Annotated in this window: 13 protein-coding genes; 10 read left to right on the forward strand and 3 right to left on the reverse strand. The window is 59.4% G+C overall.

The window, feature by feature from the left end:
• The first annotated feature begins 292 nt into the window (after nucleotides 1-292).
• Both HUU46_12880 and HUU46_12885 read left to right on the forward strand, forming a co-directional pair.
• On the forward strand, nucleotides 293-2254 hold the full coding sequence (locus HUU46_12880; protein ID NUM54533.1) for an acetylxylan esterase: 1962 nt from the start codon (nucleotides 293-295) through the stop codon (nucleotides 2252-2254).
• 58 nt (nucleotides 2255-2312) lie between these two features.
• Complete coding sequence (locus HUU46_12885) at nucleotides 2313-3977, forward strand: restriction endonuclease (GenBank protein NUM54534.1); 1665 nt, start codon at nucleotides 2313-2315, stop codon at nucleotides 3975-3977.
• An 86-nt stretch (nucleotides 3978-4063) separates the two neighbouring features.
• Here the strand turns inward: HUU46_12885 and HUU46_12890 are convergent, their stop codons facing one another.
• Nucleotides 4064-6256, reverse strand: a complete 2193-nt coding sequence (locus HUU46_12890; protein ID NUM54535.1) for a penicillin acylase family protein — start codon at nucleotides 6254-6256, stop codon at nucleotides 4064-4066.
• 203 nt (nucleotides 6257-6459) lie between these two features.
• Between HUU46_12890 and HUU46_12895 the strand changes: the two genes are divergently transcribed.
• The 5 genes from HUU46_12895 (at nucleotide 6460) to HUU46_12915 (ending at nucleotide 11981) form a co-directional block, all read left to right on the forward strand.
• A complete protein-coding gene (locus tag HUU46_12895; GenBank protein NUM54536.1) occupies nucleotides 6460-8148 on the forward strand; it encodes a hypothetical protein in 1689 nt (562 codons plus the stop codon).
• A 95-nt stretch (nucleotides 8149-8243) separates the two neighbouring features.
• Nucleotides 8244-9098: a PIG-L family deacetylase gene (locus HUU46_12900; GenBank protein ID NUM54537.1), complete on the forward strand. Its 855-nt coding sequence runs from the start codon at nucleotides 8244-8246 to the stop codon at nucleotides 9096-9098.
• A 14-nt stretch (nucleotides 9099-9112) separates the two neighbouring features.
• Nucleotides 9113-9499 carry a hypothetical protein gene (locus HUU46_12905; GenBank protein NUM54538.1) on the forward strand — a complete coding sequence of 129 codons (387 nt, stop codon included), beginning with the start codon at nucleotides 9113-9115 and terminating at the stop codon, nucleotides 9497-9499.
• 138 nt (nucleotides 9500-9637) lie between these two features.
• Nucleotides 9638-10561: a PTS sugar transporter subunit IIA gene (locus tag HUU46_12910; GenBank protein NUM54539.1), complete on the forward strand. Its 924-nt coding sequence runs from the start codon at nucleotides 9638-9640 to the stop codon at nucleotides 10559-10561.
• Between the two features lie 4 nt (nucleotides 10562-10565).
• On the forward strand, nucleotides 10566-11981 hold the full coding sequence (locus HUU46_12915) for a hypothetical protein (protein ID NUM54540.1): 1416 nt from the start codon (nucleotides 10566-10568) through the stop codon (nucleotides 11979-11981).
• A gap of 329 nt (nucleotides 11982-12310) precedes the next feature.
• On the opposite strand, the gene HUU46_12920 is transcribed toward HUU46_12915, so the two are convergent.
• Together HUU46_12920 and HUU46_12925 are read right to left on the reverse strand one after the other, a co-directional pair.
• Nucleotides 12311-13477: an OmpA family protein gene (locus tag HUU46_12920; protein NUM54541.1), complete on the reverse strand. Its 1167-nt coding sequence runs from the start codon at nucleotides 13475-13477 to the stop codon at nucleotides 12311-12313.
• A gap of 54 nt (nucleotides 13478-13531) precedes the next feature.
• Complete coding sequence (locus tag HUU46_12925; protein NUM54542.1) at nucleotides 13532-14302, reverse strand: flagellar motor protein; 771 nt, start codon at nucleotides 14300-14302, stop codon at nucleotides 13532-13534.
• 198 nt (nucleotides 14303-14500) lie between these two features.
• On the opposite strand from HUU46_12925, the gene HUU46_12930 reads away from it, so the two are divergent.
• The 3 genes from HUU46_12930 (at nucleotide 14501) to HUU46_12940 (ending at nucleotide 17669) form a co-directional block, all read left to right on the forward strand.
• Nucleotides 14501-15304: an enoyl-CoA hydratase/isomerase family protein gene (locus tag HUU46_12930; GenBank protein ID NUM54543.1), complete on the forward strand. Its 804-nt coding sequence runs from the start codon at nucleotides 14501-14503 to the stop codon at nucleotides 15302-15304.
• Nucleotides 15305-15432: 128 nt separating this feature from the next.
• A complete protein-coding gene (locus HUU46_12935) occupies nucleotides 15433-16233 on the forward strand; it encodes a prolipoprotein diacylglyceryl transferase (GenBank protein NUM54544.1) in 801 nt (266 codons plus the stop codon).
• Nucleotides 16230-17669 (forward strand): transglutaminase domain-containing protein, encoded by a 1440-nt coding sequence (locus HUU46_12940; protein ID NUM54545.1) that lies wholly within the window; start codon nucleotides 16230-16232, stop codon nucleotides 17667-17669. Before HUU46_12935 ends, HUU46_12940 begins: the two co-directional genes overlap by 4 nt.
• Nucleotides 17670-17671: the final 2 nt, after the last annotated feature.

The following is a 17671-nucleotide window of genomic DNA, read 5'->3' on the forward strand; positions in this document are numbered from 1 at the left end:
CGGAATACCTTCCCACGAGGGTTGGGAGCCCGCGCCCCTGCGAGCGCAGCAGAAAAACCTGCCCACTATACCGCGAGAACTTCACTATGTTACCACGTCCAGAACCAAAACACAAGGGGTTGTGTATAGCGTTTACCCATATACAACCTACTGCTAGTAGGCGGTTTACAGCATCTCTATATTTTGGCCATCGGCGGGCAAACGGACGCAACTGCCCTGTCACGCGCTCTGGTCAAGATTGCGCGCGTTCCTCTATAGTGGTGGCTCTGGTGCAATCAGCGGAGGCATTCCCATGGGTCGTTGCGCGCGGTTCCTCATTGTCATTTCTGTACTGTTTATTTGTGTATTTAACGCATGGGCCGGAGCTGGGATTGCCGACGCGCTTGCACAGCCGGTACTCGGGGCGGAGACGACGAAATCTGAATGGTCGGCGTTCCTGAGCAAGCGCCTTCCGCCACTGGTGACACCGCAGTCCACGGAGGCTTGGGAGCGGCAGGCCGAACAAATTCGCCGCGGGATGATCGAGAAGATCATCTATCGCGGCGTTCCCGAATCGTGGTATTCCGGTCCGGTGCGCGTGGAGTGGGTCAGCGACATCGATACGGGCAAGGGCTATCGCATCCGCAAGTTGCGCTACGAGGGCGCGCCGGGCATGTGGGTCCCCGCGCTGTTGTACGAGCCGGCGTCGATGACCGGCAAGGTGCCGGCCGTGCTCAGCGTTAATGGGCACGTGGGCGATCCCGGCAAGGCGAACGAAGAGGAGCAAGTGCGCCGCATTGTGCTCGCGAAACGGGGCGTGATTGCGCTGCACCCGGAATGGATTGCGTTCGGCGAGTTGAACCATCCCGACAACAAGACCCACAACAACCTCGCGTGTATGAATCTGTGCGGCGTGAGCGGGATGAGCGCGTTCTATCTTGCGATGAAACGCGGTCTTGACGTGCTTGCGGAGTATCCGTTGGTGGACGCGAACCGGATTGCGATGACGGGGCTTTCCGGCGGCGGATGGCAGACGATCATTCTCAGTTCGTTGGAGCCGCGCATTGCCGTGACCGCGCCGAACGCGGGATACAGCGGGATTGACATGCGCATCGCGTATCCGAGCGACATCGGCGATCTTGAGCAGGTGCCGCCCGATTTGCTGACGGTCGCAGATTTCTCGCACCTGACGGCGTTGCTCGCTCCGCGGCCCGCGTTGCTCATTTACAACGCAGCGGACCAGTGTTGCTTCAAGGCAGACCACATGGCGCCGTCCGTGTACGATCCCGTCGTGCCGTTTTACAGATTGTATGGGTGCGAGGACCAATTCCGCTTCTACGTCAATCACGATCCGGGAACGCACAACTACGCGCTCGATAACCGGCTGCAACTCTACGCGCACCTCAGCGAGCATTTTGGATTGGGTTGGGACAATACGGAACCGGCGTGGGACGGCGAAATCAAGACGTTCGAAGAACTCGTCGTGGGTATTCCGCAAAGCAACGCCACGCTGGTGTCGATTGCGGAATCGTTTCTTGGCGCGTTGCCGGTGACGCCCGCGCCTAAGGATGATCCAATCGAGCTAGCAAAGTGGCAGGAGGACGCAAAGACGCGATTGCGCGACACAATCAAACTGCTGGAGATGTCAGGGGCAGTCGCGGAAAAGAAGAACGAATCAACAATCGAAGGCTTGAAGTGCGCCACGTTCGGGTTAAAGACCGGCGAGTGGACTGCGCCCGCGGTGGTGTTCGAACCCGAAGGCGCGAAGGTTACGACGGTTGTATTCGGCGATGGCGGAAAGAAATCGCTTGCGGAAACGGTGACGAGACTCGTCGAATCGGGATCGCGCGTGGTCGCGGTAGACCTCGCGTTGCAGGGCGAGTGTACGTTCGAAGGCGGCCACCGGTATCAACACACTATCATGATCGAGACGACGGGCGAGCGCGTGCTCGGGCAGAATGTTGCGCAACTCGGCAGCATCGCGCAGTGGGCGCGCGAGGCGTACAACGCGCCGGTCGCAATCCATTCGACGGGTTGGATCAGCGGCGTCATCGCGTTGATGTACGGTGGACTGCACCGCACGGAGCTGTATCGCCTCACGACGGAAGACGCGCCGGCGTCGCTCAAAGACCTCGTTACGGAACGGATTTCGTACAACGATTACTCGCCGCTGTTTTGCTTCGGGCTGCTGCGCGAGTTCGATGTGCCCGACCTTGCGGCTATGTGCCAGGGCGTGCAGGTAAATGTGAAGCGATTGGAAACGAGGGGATCGTAGGGAGAAGCGGAGACGCGCCCCTTTGGCCGGGACCGAAGTTGTGGCATAATCGCATCGCATGGGAGACGCGATGAATCGCCTATACTTCGGGGACAACCTGCTTGTGCTCAAAGAGCATATCGCAGACGAGTCCGTAGACCTCATCTATCTCGACCCGCCGTTTAATTCCAACGCCAATTACAACGTGCTCTTTAAGGAACACGACGGCGCGCAGGCCGCGTCGCAAATCAAGGCGTTCGAGGACACGTGGCGCTGGGACGAGAACGCGGCGCAGGCGTATTACGATACAGTTGAGGCGGGCGGGAAGCTGAGCGAGACACTTCAGGCCTTTCGCAAGCTCGTCGGCGAATCCGACATGCTCGCGTATCTCGCCATGATGGCCCCACGATTGCGCGAGTTACGGCGCGTGCTCAAGTCGAGCGGCTCGATTTATCTGCACTGCGACCCGACTGCAAGTCACTATTTGAAGCTGCTCATGGATGGCGTATTTGGCCCAAAGTTTTATAGAAACGAAATTGTGTGGCAGCGTACGAACGCAAAAGGGCTCGCATTCACTCGGTTTGCAAACAATCACGACGTATTACTCGCATACTCACGCGCGGAGCAATGCGTCTGGAACTCTCAATATACAAAGCATGACCCCAAGTATGTCCAAAAATTTTATCGGCACGTGGAACTGGATACGAATCGCCGGTATCGATTGGCAGATCTTACAAACCCGAACAAGAATAGACCGAACTTGACATACGAGTTCTTGGGTGTAACACGGGTATGGCGTTGGACGCGAGACCGCATGGAGCGGGCCCACAAAGCAGGGTTAATTATTCAGTCCGCGCCCGGGAAAGTTCCACAACTTAAGCGTTACTTGGACGAACAGGAGGGGAATCCTGTCGGCGACACGTGGACCGACATCCTGCCTGTTCAGGCACAAGCCGCCGAACGTTTGGGTTATCCCACGCAGAAGCCGATTGCGCTTCTTGAACGCATTATCTCGGCGAGTAGCGATCCCCAGGCTATTGTTCTCGATCCATTCTGCGGATGCGGAACGACAATTGACGCCGCGCAGAAACTTGGGCGCCGTTGGATTGGCATCGATATTACGCATCTTGCGGTGAACCTCATACGACACCGATTACGCGATTCATATGGCGAAGAGATAGCGAAAACATATGACGTTGTGGGTGAGCCAGCGTCGATCGTGGATGCGCGGATTCTTGCCGAGTCCGATCGGTACCAGTTCCAGTGGTGGGCGTTGGGGTTAGTTGGGGCGCGGCCTGCCGAGAAGAAGAAAGGCGCAGACAAGGGTATCGACGGAAGGCTATACTTCCACGACGATCACGGTGGTGACGAGACGAAGCAAATTATTATCTCCGTCAAATCTGGCAAGATTGGTGTGAAGGATGTCCGCGAACTAAAAGCGGTTGTCGATAGGGAAAAGGCGCAGATCGGTGTACTTATATCGATGCATCCAACGACGCGCGACATGCGGGGCGAGGCGGCCGCGGCGGGGCACTACGTTTCACCGTGGGGGAAGCACGGTAAACTTCAACTGTTGACGATCGGCGACTTGTTGGAAGGCAAACGCATCGACATGCCTAAAGCCACCGGGGCGAACGTGACATTCAAGAAGGCTCCGAAGCACAAGAGGAAAGGTGGCGAGCAACTGCATCTGAAAGAGGAGCACGCCGAGTACAGCGCCTCGGGAGTTGAAACGGACGGATAGCGCTTCGACCGAGTTTTTACGTAGCGGACAGTTGGCGGATTCGAAAACCCGCCCCGAAGGCTCCTGTCGCCCGAGAAGCTATTTGTTCATTTTGATGTTGGGAGTTCTTCGCGGCTTTCGATGTTGGCGGCGAGTTCCTCGGGCGTCCACCATGTGTCTTTCAGTTTGCCTTTGGTGAACAGTTTCTCCGCCTGGTCGGCGAAGTGCGGCGACTTTGGATCGTCGCTTTGGCCGTGGGGGACGTAGGTCCAGCTTTGTATGGGTCTCGATAGCACGATGATTTGCGTTGAGGTTTGGCCGCTGCGGCCCCAGCGCGTGTGGTCGTCGCGTTCGTTCGAGTAATTGACGTTGCGCAGCGTAGTCATGTCGAGATCGCCGTCGCCGCCGCCGCCGCAGGGCCAGGACATGTCGCCGCGTCCGTCGCGGAACACGTCGCCGTATGTTTTGTCGAGTGAACCGAGATCGGCCTTTAGATCGGCCATGCCATTTACAAAGGCTGTCATCAATGCCTTCAGTTCGTCGTCACTGGGGTCGAGGGGCGGATTGGGCACGCCGAGCGGTGCGCGGAAATTGTTCACCCGTTTACGCAGCGCGTTGTACGCGTCGCCCATATCCTGTTTGGCCTGCTTGCGCCAGTAGTAGTACTTGAGCGCGCCTTTGGATTCGGGGAGGAGTTGGCTGTCCCACGCGAGCAGTTCGTCCAACGCGGCCGCGAGATCGCCGTCTTTGCGCGCATCCGCGCCGAACTTTGCGTCGGCCATTTTCAGCAGCTCGAGCCATCGGTCCGCGCCGAACAGTTTTGCATCGGCTGCGTACGCGAGGGCTTCTTCCACTGTGACGCTTGCGTCGTTGCTCAGGAGTTCAACGGCGCGCGCGCCGCGCGTATTGGACCAACCGTCGCGTGAGGCGCTGTGGCTGAGATCGGCGAACAGATAGGGCCGCTCGAGATCGACTTTGAACGGACTGCCCACCATCATGGAATCGGGCGGGATGTTGCAGTTCTGCATGTAGCCCTGCGGGGGGTTGAGCACCTGGAGGTGATCGTCCGCTCTGTGTAGGCCGAGCCACTCGGTTTTCGAGGTGGAGCCGTCGACGGGTTTTGACCAGTCATAGCCTGAGGGACGTTTGGGCACGCGGCCGGTGCGCTGGTAGTAGATGTTGCCGGAGGTGTCCGCGACCATGACGTTTTGCGGGAAGACCTGAAGCGTCGCGAGACCGTTCTTCACGCCGGTGTAGTCCTTTGCCAAGTTGAACTCGAACCAGGCGGCGTTGCCGTCGGTCGCATCCCAGTACGACGATTTGATTGCGTAGCCCTTTCCGTCCTGAATTGCGGCGATGGGACCGTGGTGGGAGTGAAGCAGCGTTAGCGCGACCGGATCGGCGCCTTTCACTTGTATCGCGGCCATGCGCTTATGGACCGGGCGCCACTCGTCGTTGTATTTGTAGGCGGAGGCGTCGTCATTCAGCGTGAGTTCATAGACGTCTGCGGTGTCGGGCCCGCCGGTGGTCATTGCCCACGCGACGTTTTCGTTGTGGCCAAGGCCGATGAACGGCATACCGGGCAGGGAGAACCCGCTGCCGGCGAGGTCGCCGGCGTGAATGCGGAACTCCCAGAACCGCGTTACGCCGAGCCAGCCGAGGTGCGGATCGACGTAGAGAATCGGCACGTTCTCCGCGCTGCGCACGGGCGCGACGGCCCATTGGTTGGAACCGCGCGACATTCGAAAGGTCCCCGGCTCGACGCCGCCGCGCTTGAGATCGTCGAAGCCATCGTCGAAGGACCAATTCTGCAGAAAGATGCGGCCGAAGGCCATGACCATGGCGACGTCAATTTGACGGTCGCCCCACCACTCGGGCTTCGCCTTTGGATTGTGTTCGTAATAATCGTTGATGCCGCGCACGTAGGCTTTCATCAGCACGTAGGTGGGGGGCGCGGGATTTGTCCGCTCCATTTCGTCGACGCGCTTCTTGCAGCCGCTGTACAAGTCCCACATCGCAACGATGCGGTCCGAATCGACTGCGCCTTCGCCTTCGATGCTCGCAAGTTCGCCGGCGCCGCGAAGCAGGTTGCGAAGCAAGTCGTCGGGCCGGTCTTGGGCCTGCGCCCAGCCCATTGCATATACCCCCTGTTCGGCGGTAGGCGCGTAAATGTGCGGTACGCCCCAGGTGTCGCGGTAGACGACGACTTTGCCCGCGTCGGGCCCCGCGCCGGGGAGGTCGGCGGCGAGCGCCCCGGATACGAAAAGCAATAAACAAAGTGCCATTGCAGACCTGCGCATAATATTGCCCCCTCGGATGATGCCCGGAGCACGCCGGAGTCAGCGAGGATACAACAGGGCGAATCGTGTCGCAAGGTCTGTTGACGCCTAGCAGGGTGCGCCGTTCTTGACGGGTGTGATTCGCGTTCCGGCGATCGCTTACGATACGTTCAATCTCTCAGAGCAAGCACTGGTACCATTCGCGTAAAAGGACGACACAGCAAATGGTGAATCTCAGGGTTACGCGCCTCAGTTTTCATGTCATCGCGGCCCTGCTGCTTTGGCTCATCGTCGCGGATACCGTGCGGTCGGCCGAGAACGATATACGTGCCCTAAGCCAACATTTCGGCGATCCGAATGGCGACATCGGAACATGGCGGCTCGTACCACCGGAGAACGTGAAAGAAGCCTCAACGGCCGAACATCCCGGCCTCTTGACGTTGTGGGAGGCGGGCAAAGGGAAGGACGTAAAGGGAATCCTCGGGGACCCCATTCGCATCGATGATTACGCACTGCCGTGGGAGTTTCAATTGTCGCTGATGAAGAACTTCGACGCCATCGCGGGGGTTGGCAGCAAAACGCAGGTCAATTTCGCGATGGGGCTTAATGTCGCAGTGACGTTCTCGAACCCATCGACGTGGCCTTCGGAGCGAACGCAAATGCCGCCGGACACCCGCGTGGTTCAACTCTTGGTTGTTCATATTGGCCTTACGGGCGAAGGCGGCCAAGGGCTCCCGCAGTTTACCGACCAGCAATCGCCGGAGACGTACCTCGTTTGGGGCCGCGGCGACCTCGGCTACACGGCGATGGGTGAGTGGAGAATCCCGCACGTGACCGTGATGGACGGTTCGCGCTACGCCGGACCGGCAAGCGACCGATTGTTTTTCCGGTGCGTGCTCATGGGACCCTCCGCTCTCTCGGTCGGAATCAAGTTTGATGCGGCCCACGGCTGGAACATGCGGGTGATCGATTTGGCGCAGTATGGCAACATCACCGGAATCTGGGAGATTGGCCCTGTGTTTTCCTGTGACCGCTGGATTCCGGACGTGCTCTGTCGATCGATTGGATTGAGGCGTGGCCCCGGGCCAATGCAATTGGGCGATCCGAGTGCCGGCGATCCAACGAAGGTTTGGACTGTCGTACCGACTCCGCAGCCCGAGCCGCCGAACCCTGACTACGAGTACTACGTGGACTATTGCGTCTTCCTTGGATCGACACCAATTCCCTTTGAACAGTACTCTGACGACTTTGAAATTCCCGGTTACCTTGCCCAATGGCAAATCCAACCACAGTGCACGGTCGCGGACACGTTTTCGCATCCCGGCCAACTGGCGTTTACTCTGCTTGGTCCCGGCAGCGGAACGGGTTTCGGCGCAGTCGGCGGTGGCGGGCTTTCATTGAAAGATTATCCTCCGCCTTGGGAGATCGAGATCTGCTTCACGCCGCCGCCCGCAGACCAGCCCTGGAACTTCTGGATGAATTGGTGGCTCGAAGACAAAGACCATACGAACATCGGACGCTGGCAACCCGGCTTGAAGTTCGACCCGAAGAAAGACCCGCACCCGGTCTACACCAATCTGGCGTTGGGCGATGAAAACGCGTCGAAAACTTTCGCCGTTCGATTCGAGCCCGACGTTCCATCGGAAATCCTTTCTGCAAGGCCGGTCTACCTGCTGCTCCAGGTCATTGACCCCACGCACGTTCGTGTAGGGCTCAAAGCGAAAAAGGTCGATGCATGGTATCTCTCGAAGCAGTTCGACTGTGAACCGGTGATGAATGGACCGCTTACGCTCCTCGGGCAGCACTGTTGGTCGACGGTGAACGGCCGCCGCTGGGGATCTCCCCCGGGAGCGCCCGCATTTCAAACGTACCTGATCGATTACGTCCATTACCGCTATGGACTGTCCGAATAGTAGCAGCCATACTCTGCGGCGGTCTGCCTATATCTATTGAGCGCAGCATGAGTCGATCCTAACCACACAGGTTGATCATCCAGAGGAGAATTTCGATGCGCAGGTTAGCCCTTATCGCCATACTATTGCTCGGTACAATGTCCATCGCGTTCGCGCAACCCATCGCCGAGCCGTTGGTGTCTAATCCTCCGGCAGTGCCCGACGCGGAGCGGGTCGAGAACCTCAGGGGCAAGAAGGTGATGGTGTTCACGCCGCACCCGGACGATGAACATTTTTCGATGGCGGGGACGTTGGCGAAGCTGGTGAAGAACGGGAATACGATTACAGTCGTGATCTTTACCAATGACAATAAGGGGTCGAAGGACCTGGAGATGACGCGGGAGCGGTTGGCGCAAATTCGCCGCGCGGAAGAGGAGGCGGCAAGCGCGGTTGTGGGCATTCCGAAGGAGAACCTGATCTGGCTGGGTTATGAGGACGGCGATCTCGAGTATGCCGATCCATATCTGTTGCGCGGGGAGTTGGCGCGATTGATCAAGAAGCACAGGCCGGACGTGGTGTTCAGCGCGGACCCCGGGACGAAGTGGGTGCAGTGGCACAAGTCGGACCACCGGTTGGCTGCGTACATTGTGCAGGACGCGTTTCGCGCCGCGGAGTGGCATTTGTATTATCCGCAGCATTTGTTGGACGAGAAACTCGAACCATACGGGGTACCGCTTGCGTACTTCTATTACTCGCAGGAACCAAATTACGAAGTGGACATCACGGATATCTACGAGACGAAAGTGAAGGCGGTCGCGGCGCACGTGAGCCAATTCGAACCGTCGATCACCAAGTACACGCCGGAGATGCCTGAAGCAGCCTTGAACGAATTGCGCGAGGGGTTGCGTAAGGCAACGGAAAGCAATGGGCGCGTAGTGGAGCGCTTTCGCCGCGTGGCTGCGCCGGGTTGACGAAGGATTGCGCCATGGCAGACGAACATACCGAACGGCAGGAGGTGAAGCAGCGGGGTGGCGTTGCCGCGATTGGAATTGTCGCCGGATTGCTGTTCGCGCTAGTTGGTGTCGCCGCAATCATCATCACACGAGACTTGCCTGGATCGAATGCGCTTACCCTGATCGCGGGATGGCTGATCGCGCCGTTGATGATTGTGCTTGAAGTGTTCGGGTTGTCGGATCATCCCGTCTTGCTGGTTCCGGTTGCGATGTTGAGTCTGCCGGTATTATTCGCGCCGACGATTGTGCGCGTTGTTTGGGGGCGACCGCGCAAACGGTGGGTGATGGTTGCGGTGCAGGTTGCATTGTTGACCGCATACATCCTGTTTGGGGCGCTGATGACCGTGACGGGGCGGTGACCGAAGTAGGGCCGGTGATGCGCGATGCGGGGATGGTTTGGGGAACCTCCAAAGGCTCCGGCGTGTGGTATCATTGAAGTAGACGCCGACGGCGTCTGGGGGAGGCACGGACAATGTTGCCGTGCCCGGGGGCGCATCATGTCGTCCACGACCGAGATTCGCTTTTCGGACTTTGTCCGGATCGAGAATATCCGGTGTCCGATTATCGCACGAGACTGGGCCGAGGCGATCCGCGAACTTGTCACGTTGCTGCATCGCAACGGAGGCGGCTTCGATCTGGACTCGACGATTGACCGTTGTTTGCGCCGCGAGGCGGCGTCTTCGACGGTCATAGCGCCGCGGCTGGCGTTGCTGCATGTGCGGGTGGACACGATCGATCGCGTGCTTGTCGCAGTGGGCATTGCACCGGGCGGCATTGCGTTTCCCACGAAGACGCGCGGTACGGTCGAAGCCATCATTCTCCTCTTAAGCCCGCGGACGGACCCCGACCTTTACTTGCAGACGCTCGCGGCGGTCACGCGCGACCTGCACGCGGAAAGCGCGCGGGAGCGGCTCGTCCAATGCCAAACGGCGGGTGAAGTCCACGAGTTTTTTCTTGAATCCAGCGGCGAATTGCCCCCGCACCTGCTCGCGCGCGACGTGATGGAAAAGCATGCAGTCACGATCCTGGAAACGGACACCCTGCGCGAAGCGATTGATGCAATGTGTTCGCAGCGGCTGATGGATGTGACGGTAGTCGACGAGGAAGGCGACCTGCGCGGGGCGGTATCGCTCGAGGACATCCTGCGGCTGAGCCTGCCCGAACACCTGTTATGGATGCACGATCTCACGCCGCTGCTGCGGTTCGAGCCGTTCGCGGAATTGTTGCGGCAGGACCGCGATCGCAAGGTGGCGGATTTCATGCGCGAGCGCGTGTTGACGGTCCCGCCGGACATGCCCGCGATCCAGGTGGCGAAGTTGTTTCTAACCGAAGGCGAGCGGCAGGTGCGGGTCGTCGATGGACGACGCTTACTCGGCACAATCGAATTGCGCGATTTTATGGCGATGTTGTTTTGGGCGTAGTGCAATGTCAGAACCAAAAGAAATCGTCGAGCTGACGACACGGCAGTTCTTGTACCGGTTCGGCGTGTTGTTGTTTGCGAGTGTCGCGGCGGGCCTGGCGGGGGGCTTGCTCGGGCTCGAACTGCATCAGCAGGTTGCGTGCGCGGTGTTTCTGTCCATCGTCATTGGGACGCTCTTGTTCTGGAATTTTCGGCTGGCGATTGCGTTTCTTGGCATCTCGGTCCTGGTAATAACGAAATCGCTAAACATCCCCCACTTTGTCGAGTCGTCCGCGTTGCCCGTGATTCTCTTTCTCGTCGGCATGATGATTATCGTCGGGGCGCTGCGCGATCTCGGATTCTTCACGTGGGTCGTGCAATCCATCGTGGAAATGCCGCACATGACCGGCACGCGATTTGTCGTGGCGGTGTCAATCGTGTCGGCATTGCTTGCGTGCGCAGTGGACGAGGTGACGTCGATTATCTTTACGACGACCTTGGTTTTTCAGGTGTGCGATCGGCTGAAACTGAACCCGGCGCCGTACGTGATCATCTGTGTTTTGTGTACGAACACCGGCAGTTCGGGAACCATGCTTGGCAACCCGGTGGGCATCTATATCGGGGCGAAGGCCGGCTTGACGTTTCTGGATTTCCTAGTCTGGGCGTTCCCGATCATGACCGTCGCGCTCGGGACGACGCTTGGCATCACGCTCCTGTGGTACCGGCGCGAACTGCGGGAGTTCGACGTGCGATTGGAGGAACGGCTCAACCGTCACCTGAGCCTCGCGCCGAGAGTGGACGTGCCGTACAAACGCGGGTTGGCACTACTCGCGGCCACGGTGGTTTTCATCGCGTCGCACCACTATCTGGAGCGGGTGTTCGGTCTGGACACGAACAGCATCCTGCTTGTCGCGCCGTTGGCGTGCGCCGGGATGATAATGATTGTGCGGCGGGACCGAGCGCGGCATTACGTGGAGCACGAGGTAGACTGGTGGACGCTGCTGTTCTTCATGATGTTGTTCGCCGTCGCGGGAACGCTGGAGTACTCCGGTGTGACGGGGTTGTTTGCGCAAAGTTTTACGCGCCACTTCGGCGAATCGCTGTTCGTGCTGGTGCCGCTCATCACGGCGGTGTCGGCAATTGGATCGGCGTTTGTGGACAACGTGATCTTCGTTGCGGCGTTTTCGCCGGTCATCGAGGAATTGAGCGCCAACGTACACGCGATGCCACTCTGGTGGGGGCTGCTTTACGGCGCGTGCCTTGGCGGCAACATCACGCTCATCGGGAGTACGGCGAACATCGTTGCGCTGGGCATGCTCGAGAAGCATTATCGCGCGCACGTTCGATTTCTGGATTGGCTGCTCGTCGGAGGGCTGACCGCGGTTGTGGCGTGCACGATCGCGTGTGTTGCGGTGCTGGCATTGAGCCAGTGGATGCCGTAGGGCGAGGAACCAAGGGGGCACAGCGCGAAATAGCCGCAACCAAGGGGTTTTATCGATCCATTTCAGATTTGAAATCTCAGAATTTCAGAGAACGAACACACTACTGTCAAAAGGCTTACGCGAGAAGTGCAGAATCTTTCGGATATCTTCGGCGGAATCGATCTAGAGCAACTCAAGTTTGAGCACGCCGTCTGCTTCGTGCTCGTGCTCGTGAGTCGTTATCTTACTCGCACTCGATACTCGAAAAGATCGAGTACGATGACGCCAAGGAGCACGGGCACGCGGTGCGGTCGTCCTTGAAACGCTCTAAAGTACGCGCCGCATTCGAATCAATGTATTGCGGTGGACTTCACGGGCGGTAACGCGAGAACGCTTCCGAGACTGTGCGAGGCCTCGGGGACCTGGCCCGCGTGGGTGGATGCGGGTGCGTCGAGCACAGGTGCATGGGTTGGTTCGGCGCTTGGCAATCCCTCGGCCGCGGTGGGGGCGTCCGCGTGCGTGGCGCCATCCCGCGAATGCGCGGTGTCGGCGTGATCGGAAGCGGCTGGTTCTGCGGGACCGGTGGATGGTTCGGCGTGCGGCCCGGCTGCTGCCGTATTGGAGTGGGCGGCGCCGGTTTCCCCGCCGGTGGCGGGAACGTCCGTTTGTCCGGTGACACTGTCTGACGCGGGGTCCGCGTCGAGCGCGGCAACGTCTTGCTCGGGTTCGTCGGAGATTGTGCTGCCGAGCATGGCGTCGAGCGCGTTCTCGTCGTAGATCACGAAATCGACGCGCCGGTTTTTCGATCGGCCCTCGGGGGTGTCGTTCGTTGCGACGGGGCGATACTCGCCGTAGCCACTGGCGGAGAACATATCGGGCGGCAGTCCGGCCGCGTCGGTCAGCGCCATGATGACGTTTACGGCGCGGGCGGTGGAAAGCTCGAAGTTGTTCTTGTACGTACCGCTGATGGGGACGTTGTCGGTGTGGCCTTCGACGTGGATGTTGTAGTCGCGCGCGCCGAGGACTTCCGCGACGGGCTTGAGGAGTTCGACGGCCGCGGGCGTGAGCTCGGCGCTACCGGGATCGAAGAGCAGCGAGTCGGACAACTCCATGACGAGCTTGGGGCCCTTGGGGTCGACTTTCGTGGTGACGGATTCGGAGAGACCGCGCTTCGCCATAAGCGCATCGAGATCGTTCTTGAGCGCTTTGATGCGGCGCGTGCGCACGTCGCCTTCCGAACCTTTGTTGCGCGTGCCGTGGCGGGCGTCGCCGTCGGCCTTGTTCGGCAGGATCGAATTGCCCGAGATTGGTTGGCCGCCGGTTCCGACGGAACTCAGCGCCGGCTTTCCGAATACGTGAGACAAGCCGGACGCCAGGGCCTTAAACTTCTCAGCGTCAGTGCGGGACATCGAGTACATGACGACGAAAAACACCATGAGGAGCGTAATCAGGTCGGCGTAGGTGATGAGCCAGCGTTCGTCGTTCTCGTGCTCTTCATGCGCCTTCTTCATTTCCATGCCGAGTCGTTTCCTTGTGCGTCCGATGGGCCGAACCGGGATTCGGCTTCAGTTCTAGGCGGCTTTCGCATCGCCTTTGCCGTGGCCGGTGAAGAACGACATAAGTTTTTGCTTGACGATGTGCGGGCTATCGCCGCCGTAGAGCGACAAGACGCCTTCGACGATCATGGTGCGGCTCATCGCTTCTTCTTTGGCGATCGTGCCGAATTTCTTGGCGATTGGCAGGAAGATGAGGTTTGCAAACGATACGCCGTAGAAGGTCGCGATGAACGCCATAGCGATCGATGGACCCAGCGAGTCGGGATTGGACAGGTTTCCGAGCACGTGGATAAGGCCCATGACGGTACCGATAATCCCCATCGTCGGCGCAAATCCGCCCGCGGTTTTGAAAACGTCGGCTGACGTTTTGATGCCCTCCTCCTCGACGTAGATTTCCGTCATCATGATTTGCTTCACCAGTTCGGGATTGGTACCGTCGATCACCAAGCGAAGGCCGCGCCGCAGGAACGGGTGATCGACTTTCAGTTTTTGGTTTTCAAGGGCGAGAATCCCTTCTTTGCGCGCGATGGTGGCGAGTTGCACGAACATATCGGTGATCGCGCGCGGCTCGATCCCCGGTTTGCGAATCAGCAACCCGAGCTTCTTGACGACGTCGATCATTTGATGGAGCGTATAGCCTGTGCTTGTGGCGCCCAAGGTCCCGCCGGCGATGATCATGAGTGCGGAGGGGGCGAAGAGTGCGGAAAGATGGGTGCCTTCCAACACGGCGCCGACCAGGATGGCGCTAATGCCCAGTACCAATCCGATGATTGTTAACGGTTCCATGTGCGCACGTCTCCTTTGTGCATACGGCCAGCGACACGCTGTTGTTGGGTCTCAGCGCCTGTGTCGATTTTATCAGAGCGCGTCAATAATTTCCACACATTTGTTCTTGCTGTTAAGTGTAGTTTCTACAGGTAGTTACGAATAGTCATGCGGGATTTGCGGAGCTAATTTGGGTAGAAAAGATGGAGAAATGCACAGATGTCATCCCCGTATATATCGACTGAAATTCAAGAAAATCTTTTCATAGTATCGCTCAAACGGGCTGAAAAGCGCAATGCGCTAACTTTCGACATGGTGATTGCGTTGGGCGAGTCGGTCGCAGAGGTGGATAAGTTCCCCGGTCTGCGCGCGGTCATCGTGCGCGGGGAGGGGCCGATTTTTTCGGCGGGTGTGGACATCGCGTCCCTGGTGCAGATGCGTGTGGAGGCGGGAGAGGCGAACGCCGCGCGCTGGCTTCGGCGCGGCGCGGATCGTTTGCAGTACGCCCTTCACCAGATCGAATCGACGGAGTTGCCGGTGATCGGCGCGTTGCACGGCCAGGTGATCGGGCTCGGGCTCGAGGTGGCGCTGGCGTTCGACTTGCGCGTGTGCGCGCCGGGGTGCCTGTTCAGTATTCCGGAAGCGCGGATGGGCTTGGTGGCGGACGTGGGCGGGACGACGCGGTTGAGCAGGACGATTGGGCCGTCGCGAGCAAAGGACATGTTGATGACCGCGCGCGCGATTGGCGCGGAGGAAGCGTTGCAGTGGGGATTGGTGAACCGCGTCGCCGAAGACGGCGACGCGTTCGCGGGAGCGGTGGCGCTTGCGAACGAGATTGCGAAGAATGCTCCGCTTGCGGTAGGCATGGCCAAGCGCATCGTCGATCAGGGCGACGGCCTGGACAAACATTCGCAGATGGTCATCGAGCGTTGGGCGCAGAGCCAACTGATTACGACGGACGACGTGACTGAGGCGGCGGCGGCATTTTTTGAGAAACGGGTGCCGGAGTTTAAGGGGAAATAAGCGGGCCGCGCGGTTGGGAAGAATGGGAGCATTGCGAGTGATGGGAGCAATGGGGCGGGGCGGCGAGCAGACGTCAAATGAATTGAGATGTCTTGTATCGGCTGGGCGAGGAAATAATTTCACACGGCATGCGTCCTGAACTGTTTCAACTTTATGGTGTGCCGGTTTACGCGTACCGCACGTTGCTGGCGATGGCGTTCGTGGTGTGCACGTTGTTGACGGTGCGCGCGAGCAGGAGACGGCCGGGCGGGATCGAGTTGTCGCCGATCATCGGGATTTGGGCGATGCTGGGATCGCTGGTGGGGGCGCACGCGTTCTACATCGTGCAATACGGAAACGCGCGCGATCTATGGCGCGCGTTTTTCGTGTGGGAAGGCGGACTTGTATTTTACGGCGGACTGATTGGCGGGCTGGGAGCGGCGGGGGCGTATCTCGCGATCGTCAAGGTCCCGTTTTTGAATGCGGCGGACAGCGCGGCACCGTACCTTGCGTTGGGCGAATCGATCACGCGGATTGGATGTCTTTTGAACGGGTGCTGCTGGGGCGCTGCGTGTCATTTGCCGTGGGCGATCACATTTCCGGCGCACAGTCCGGCCTTTGACGCCCAGGTGGCTGCGGGCCAACTTGCGAGCACGGCGGAGCATGCGCTGCCGGTGCACCCGACGCAACTCTACATGCTCTTCGGTCTTGTTGCAGTGGCGATCGTGTTGGTGCGCGCGCTGGTTCGTGAGCGGCCCGCGGGTGTGGTATTCTTCGGGTACGTACTTTTGTATGGCGTGCTGCGGTTTCTCGTCGAATTGGTGCGCGGCGACAGCGCTCGATCGGTAGCGGGGCTGACGGTGTCCGGCGCGATAAGCGCCGCCTTCGTGGCACTGGGTATCGCCGCGTGCACGTATCTTATGCGCAGGCCAAGGAGTTTGCCTGAATGAACCGGTTGGCAGGTATTGCCGTGCTTATGTTGATTCCGCGGCTGCTCGCGGCGCAACCGCTCGACATTTCGAAATTTGTCGGCGACGACTGGTACGGGCTGTACTTGAACGGCCAGAAGTCCGGCTACATGGTGAGTTCGGTGAAGCAGGAAGCGGACGGCACGATCGTTGTGGTGGAAGACGCGCAGTTCAAGATGCTGATGCAGAACGTGCCACAGGACCTGCGCACGTTTTCCAAGCATACGTACGCGGCGGACGGCGCGCTGCTGCGGTTCGAGCAGGTCGTGCAGGACAGCAAGGGCAAGGCCGTTTTCGAGGGCGTCGTCGAACCGAGCGGTCTTAAACTGCAATCGACGGTGAGCGGCGAAACGAAGGTAGACACGTTGCCGGCGCCGAAGGAGACGTTGCGCGACGCGATGAAGCAGTCGATGCTGGCGAACCCGGGGGCGAAGGTGGGCGACAAGATTGCGTTCACGTACTTCGAGCCGTTGATGGGAGCGGAAGACGAGGGGCGGTGCGAGATCGTTGCGGAAGAGACGCGTGTACTCGAGGGGGCGCCGACGAAGGTCTTCAAGATCGAGACGCACCTGGCGTTCACGGGTTTGAACACCATATCGTACGTGACGGAAAACGGGGCGCTGCTCGAGGACATCATCGCCGGGCTCATTACGATGCGGCTCGAACCGGAATTGGTGGCGAAGGACGTTAATTACGTCAACGACGTGTTGGTATCGAATGCCGCGTACGTCAACGAACCGATCGAGGACCCACGCGGGAGGGACTCGCTGCGGTTGTCGATTAAAGGTCCGCTGACTTCGGCGCATCTGTTTAACGACGAGCGCCAATTCCTGGCGCAGAAGGGCGATCGCTTCGAGTTCACGGCAAGGGCGATATCGTTGGCGGGGTTCACGTCCGCGCAACTGCCCATCACCGAGGAAAGCACGGCGGAATGGCTGAAGCCGACGCGTTTCGTGCAGAGTGACGATTCCCGGATCGTTGCGAAGGCGAAGGAAATCGTCGGCGACGAGAAGGACTCGATGAAGGCGGCGGAGAAGCTTTGCGCGTGGGTGTATGGAAATGTGCGCACGTCGTTTTCCGCTCGGCTGACCAACGCACTGGAGGTGTTGGACAGCCTTGAGGGGGACTGCACCGAACACAGCGTGTTGTTCGTAGCGCTGGCGCGCGCGGCGGGGTTGCCCGCGCGGGAAGTTGCGGGCCTTATCTACATGGACGGCGCGAAGCCGGGGTTCTACTTTCACGAGTGGGCCAAAGTATGGGTCGGCAAATGGATCGACATGGACCCGACTTGGAACCAGCCGCTGGCGGACGTAACGCACATCAAGCTCGGCGAGGGGGACATTTTTCAGCAGGCGCAGTTGATACCAATCATCGGAAAAATCCAGGTGGAAGTGGTGGAAGATGGGAACGCGGGGTAGCG

It is taken from the genome of Candidatus Hydrogenedentota bacterium (genome assembly GCA_013359265.1).
Taxonomy (GTDB): Bacteria; Hydrogenedentota; Hydrogenedentia; order Hydrogenedentales; family SLHB01; genus JABWCD01.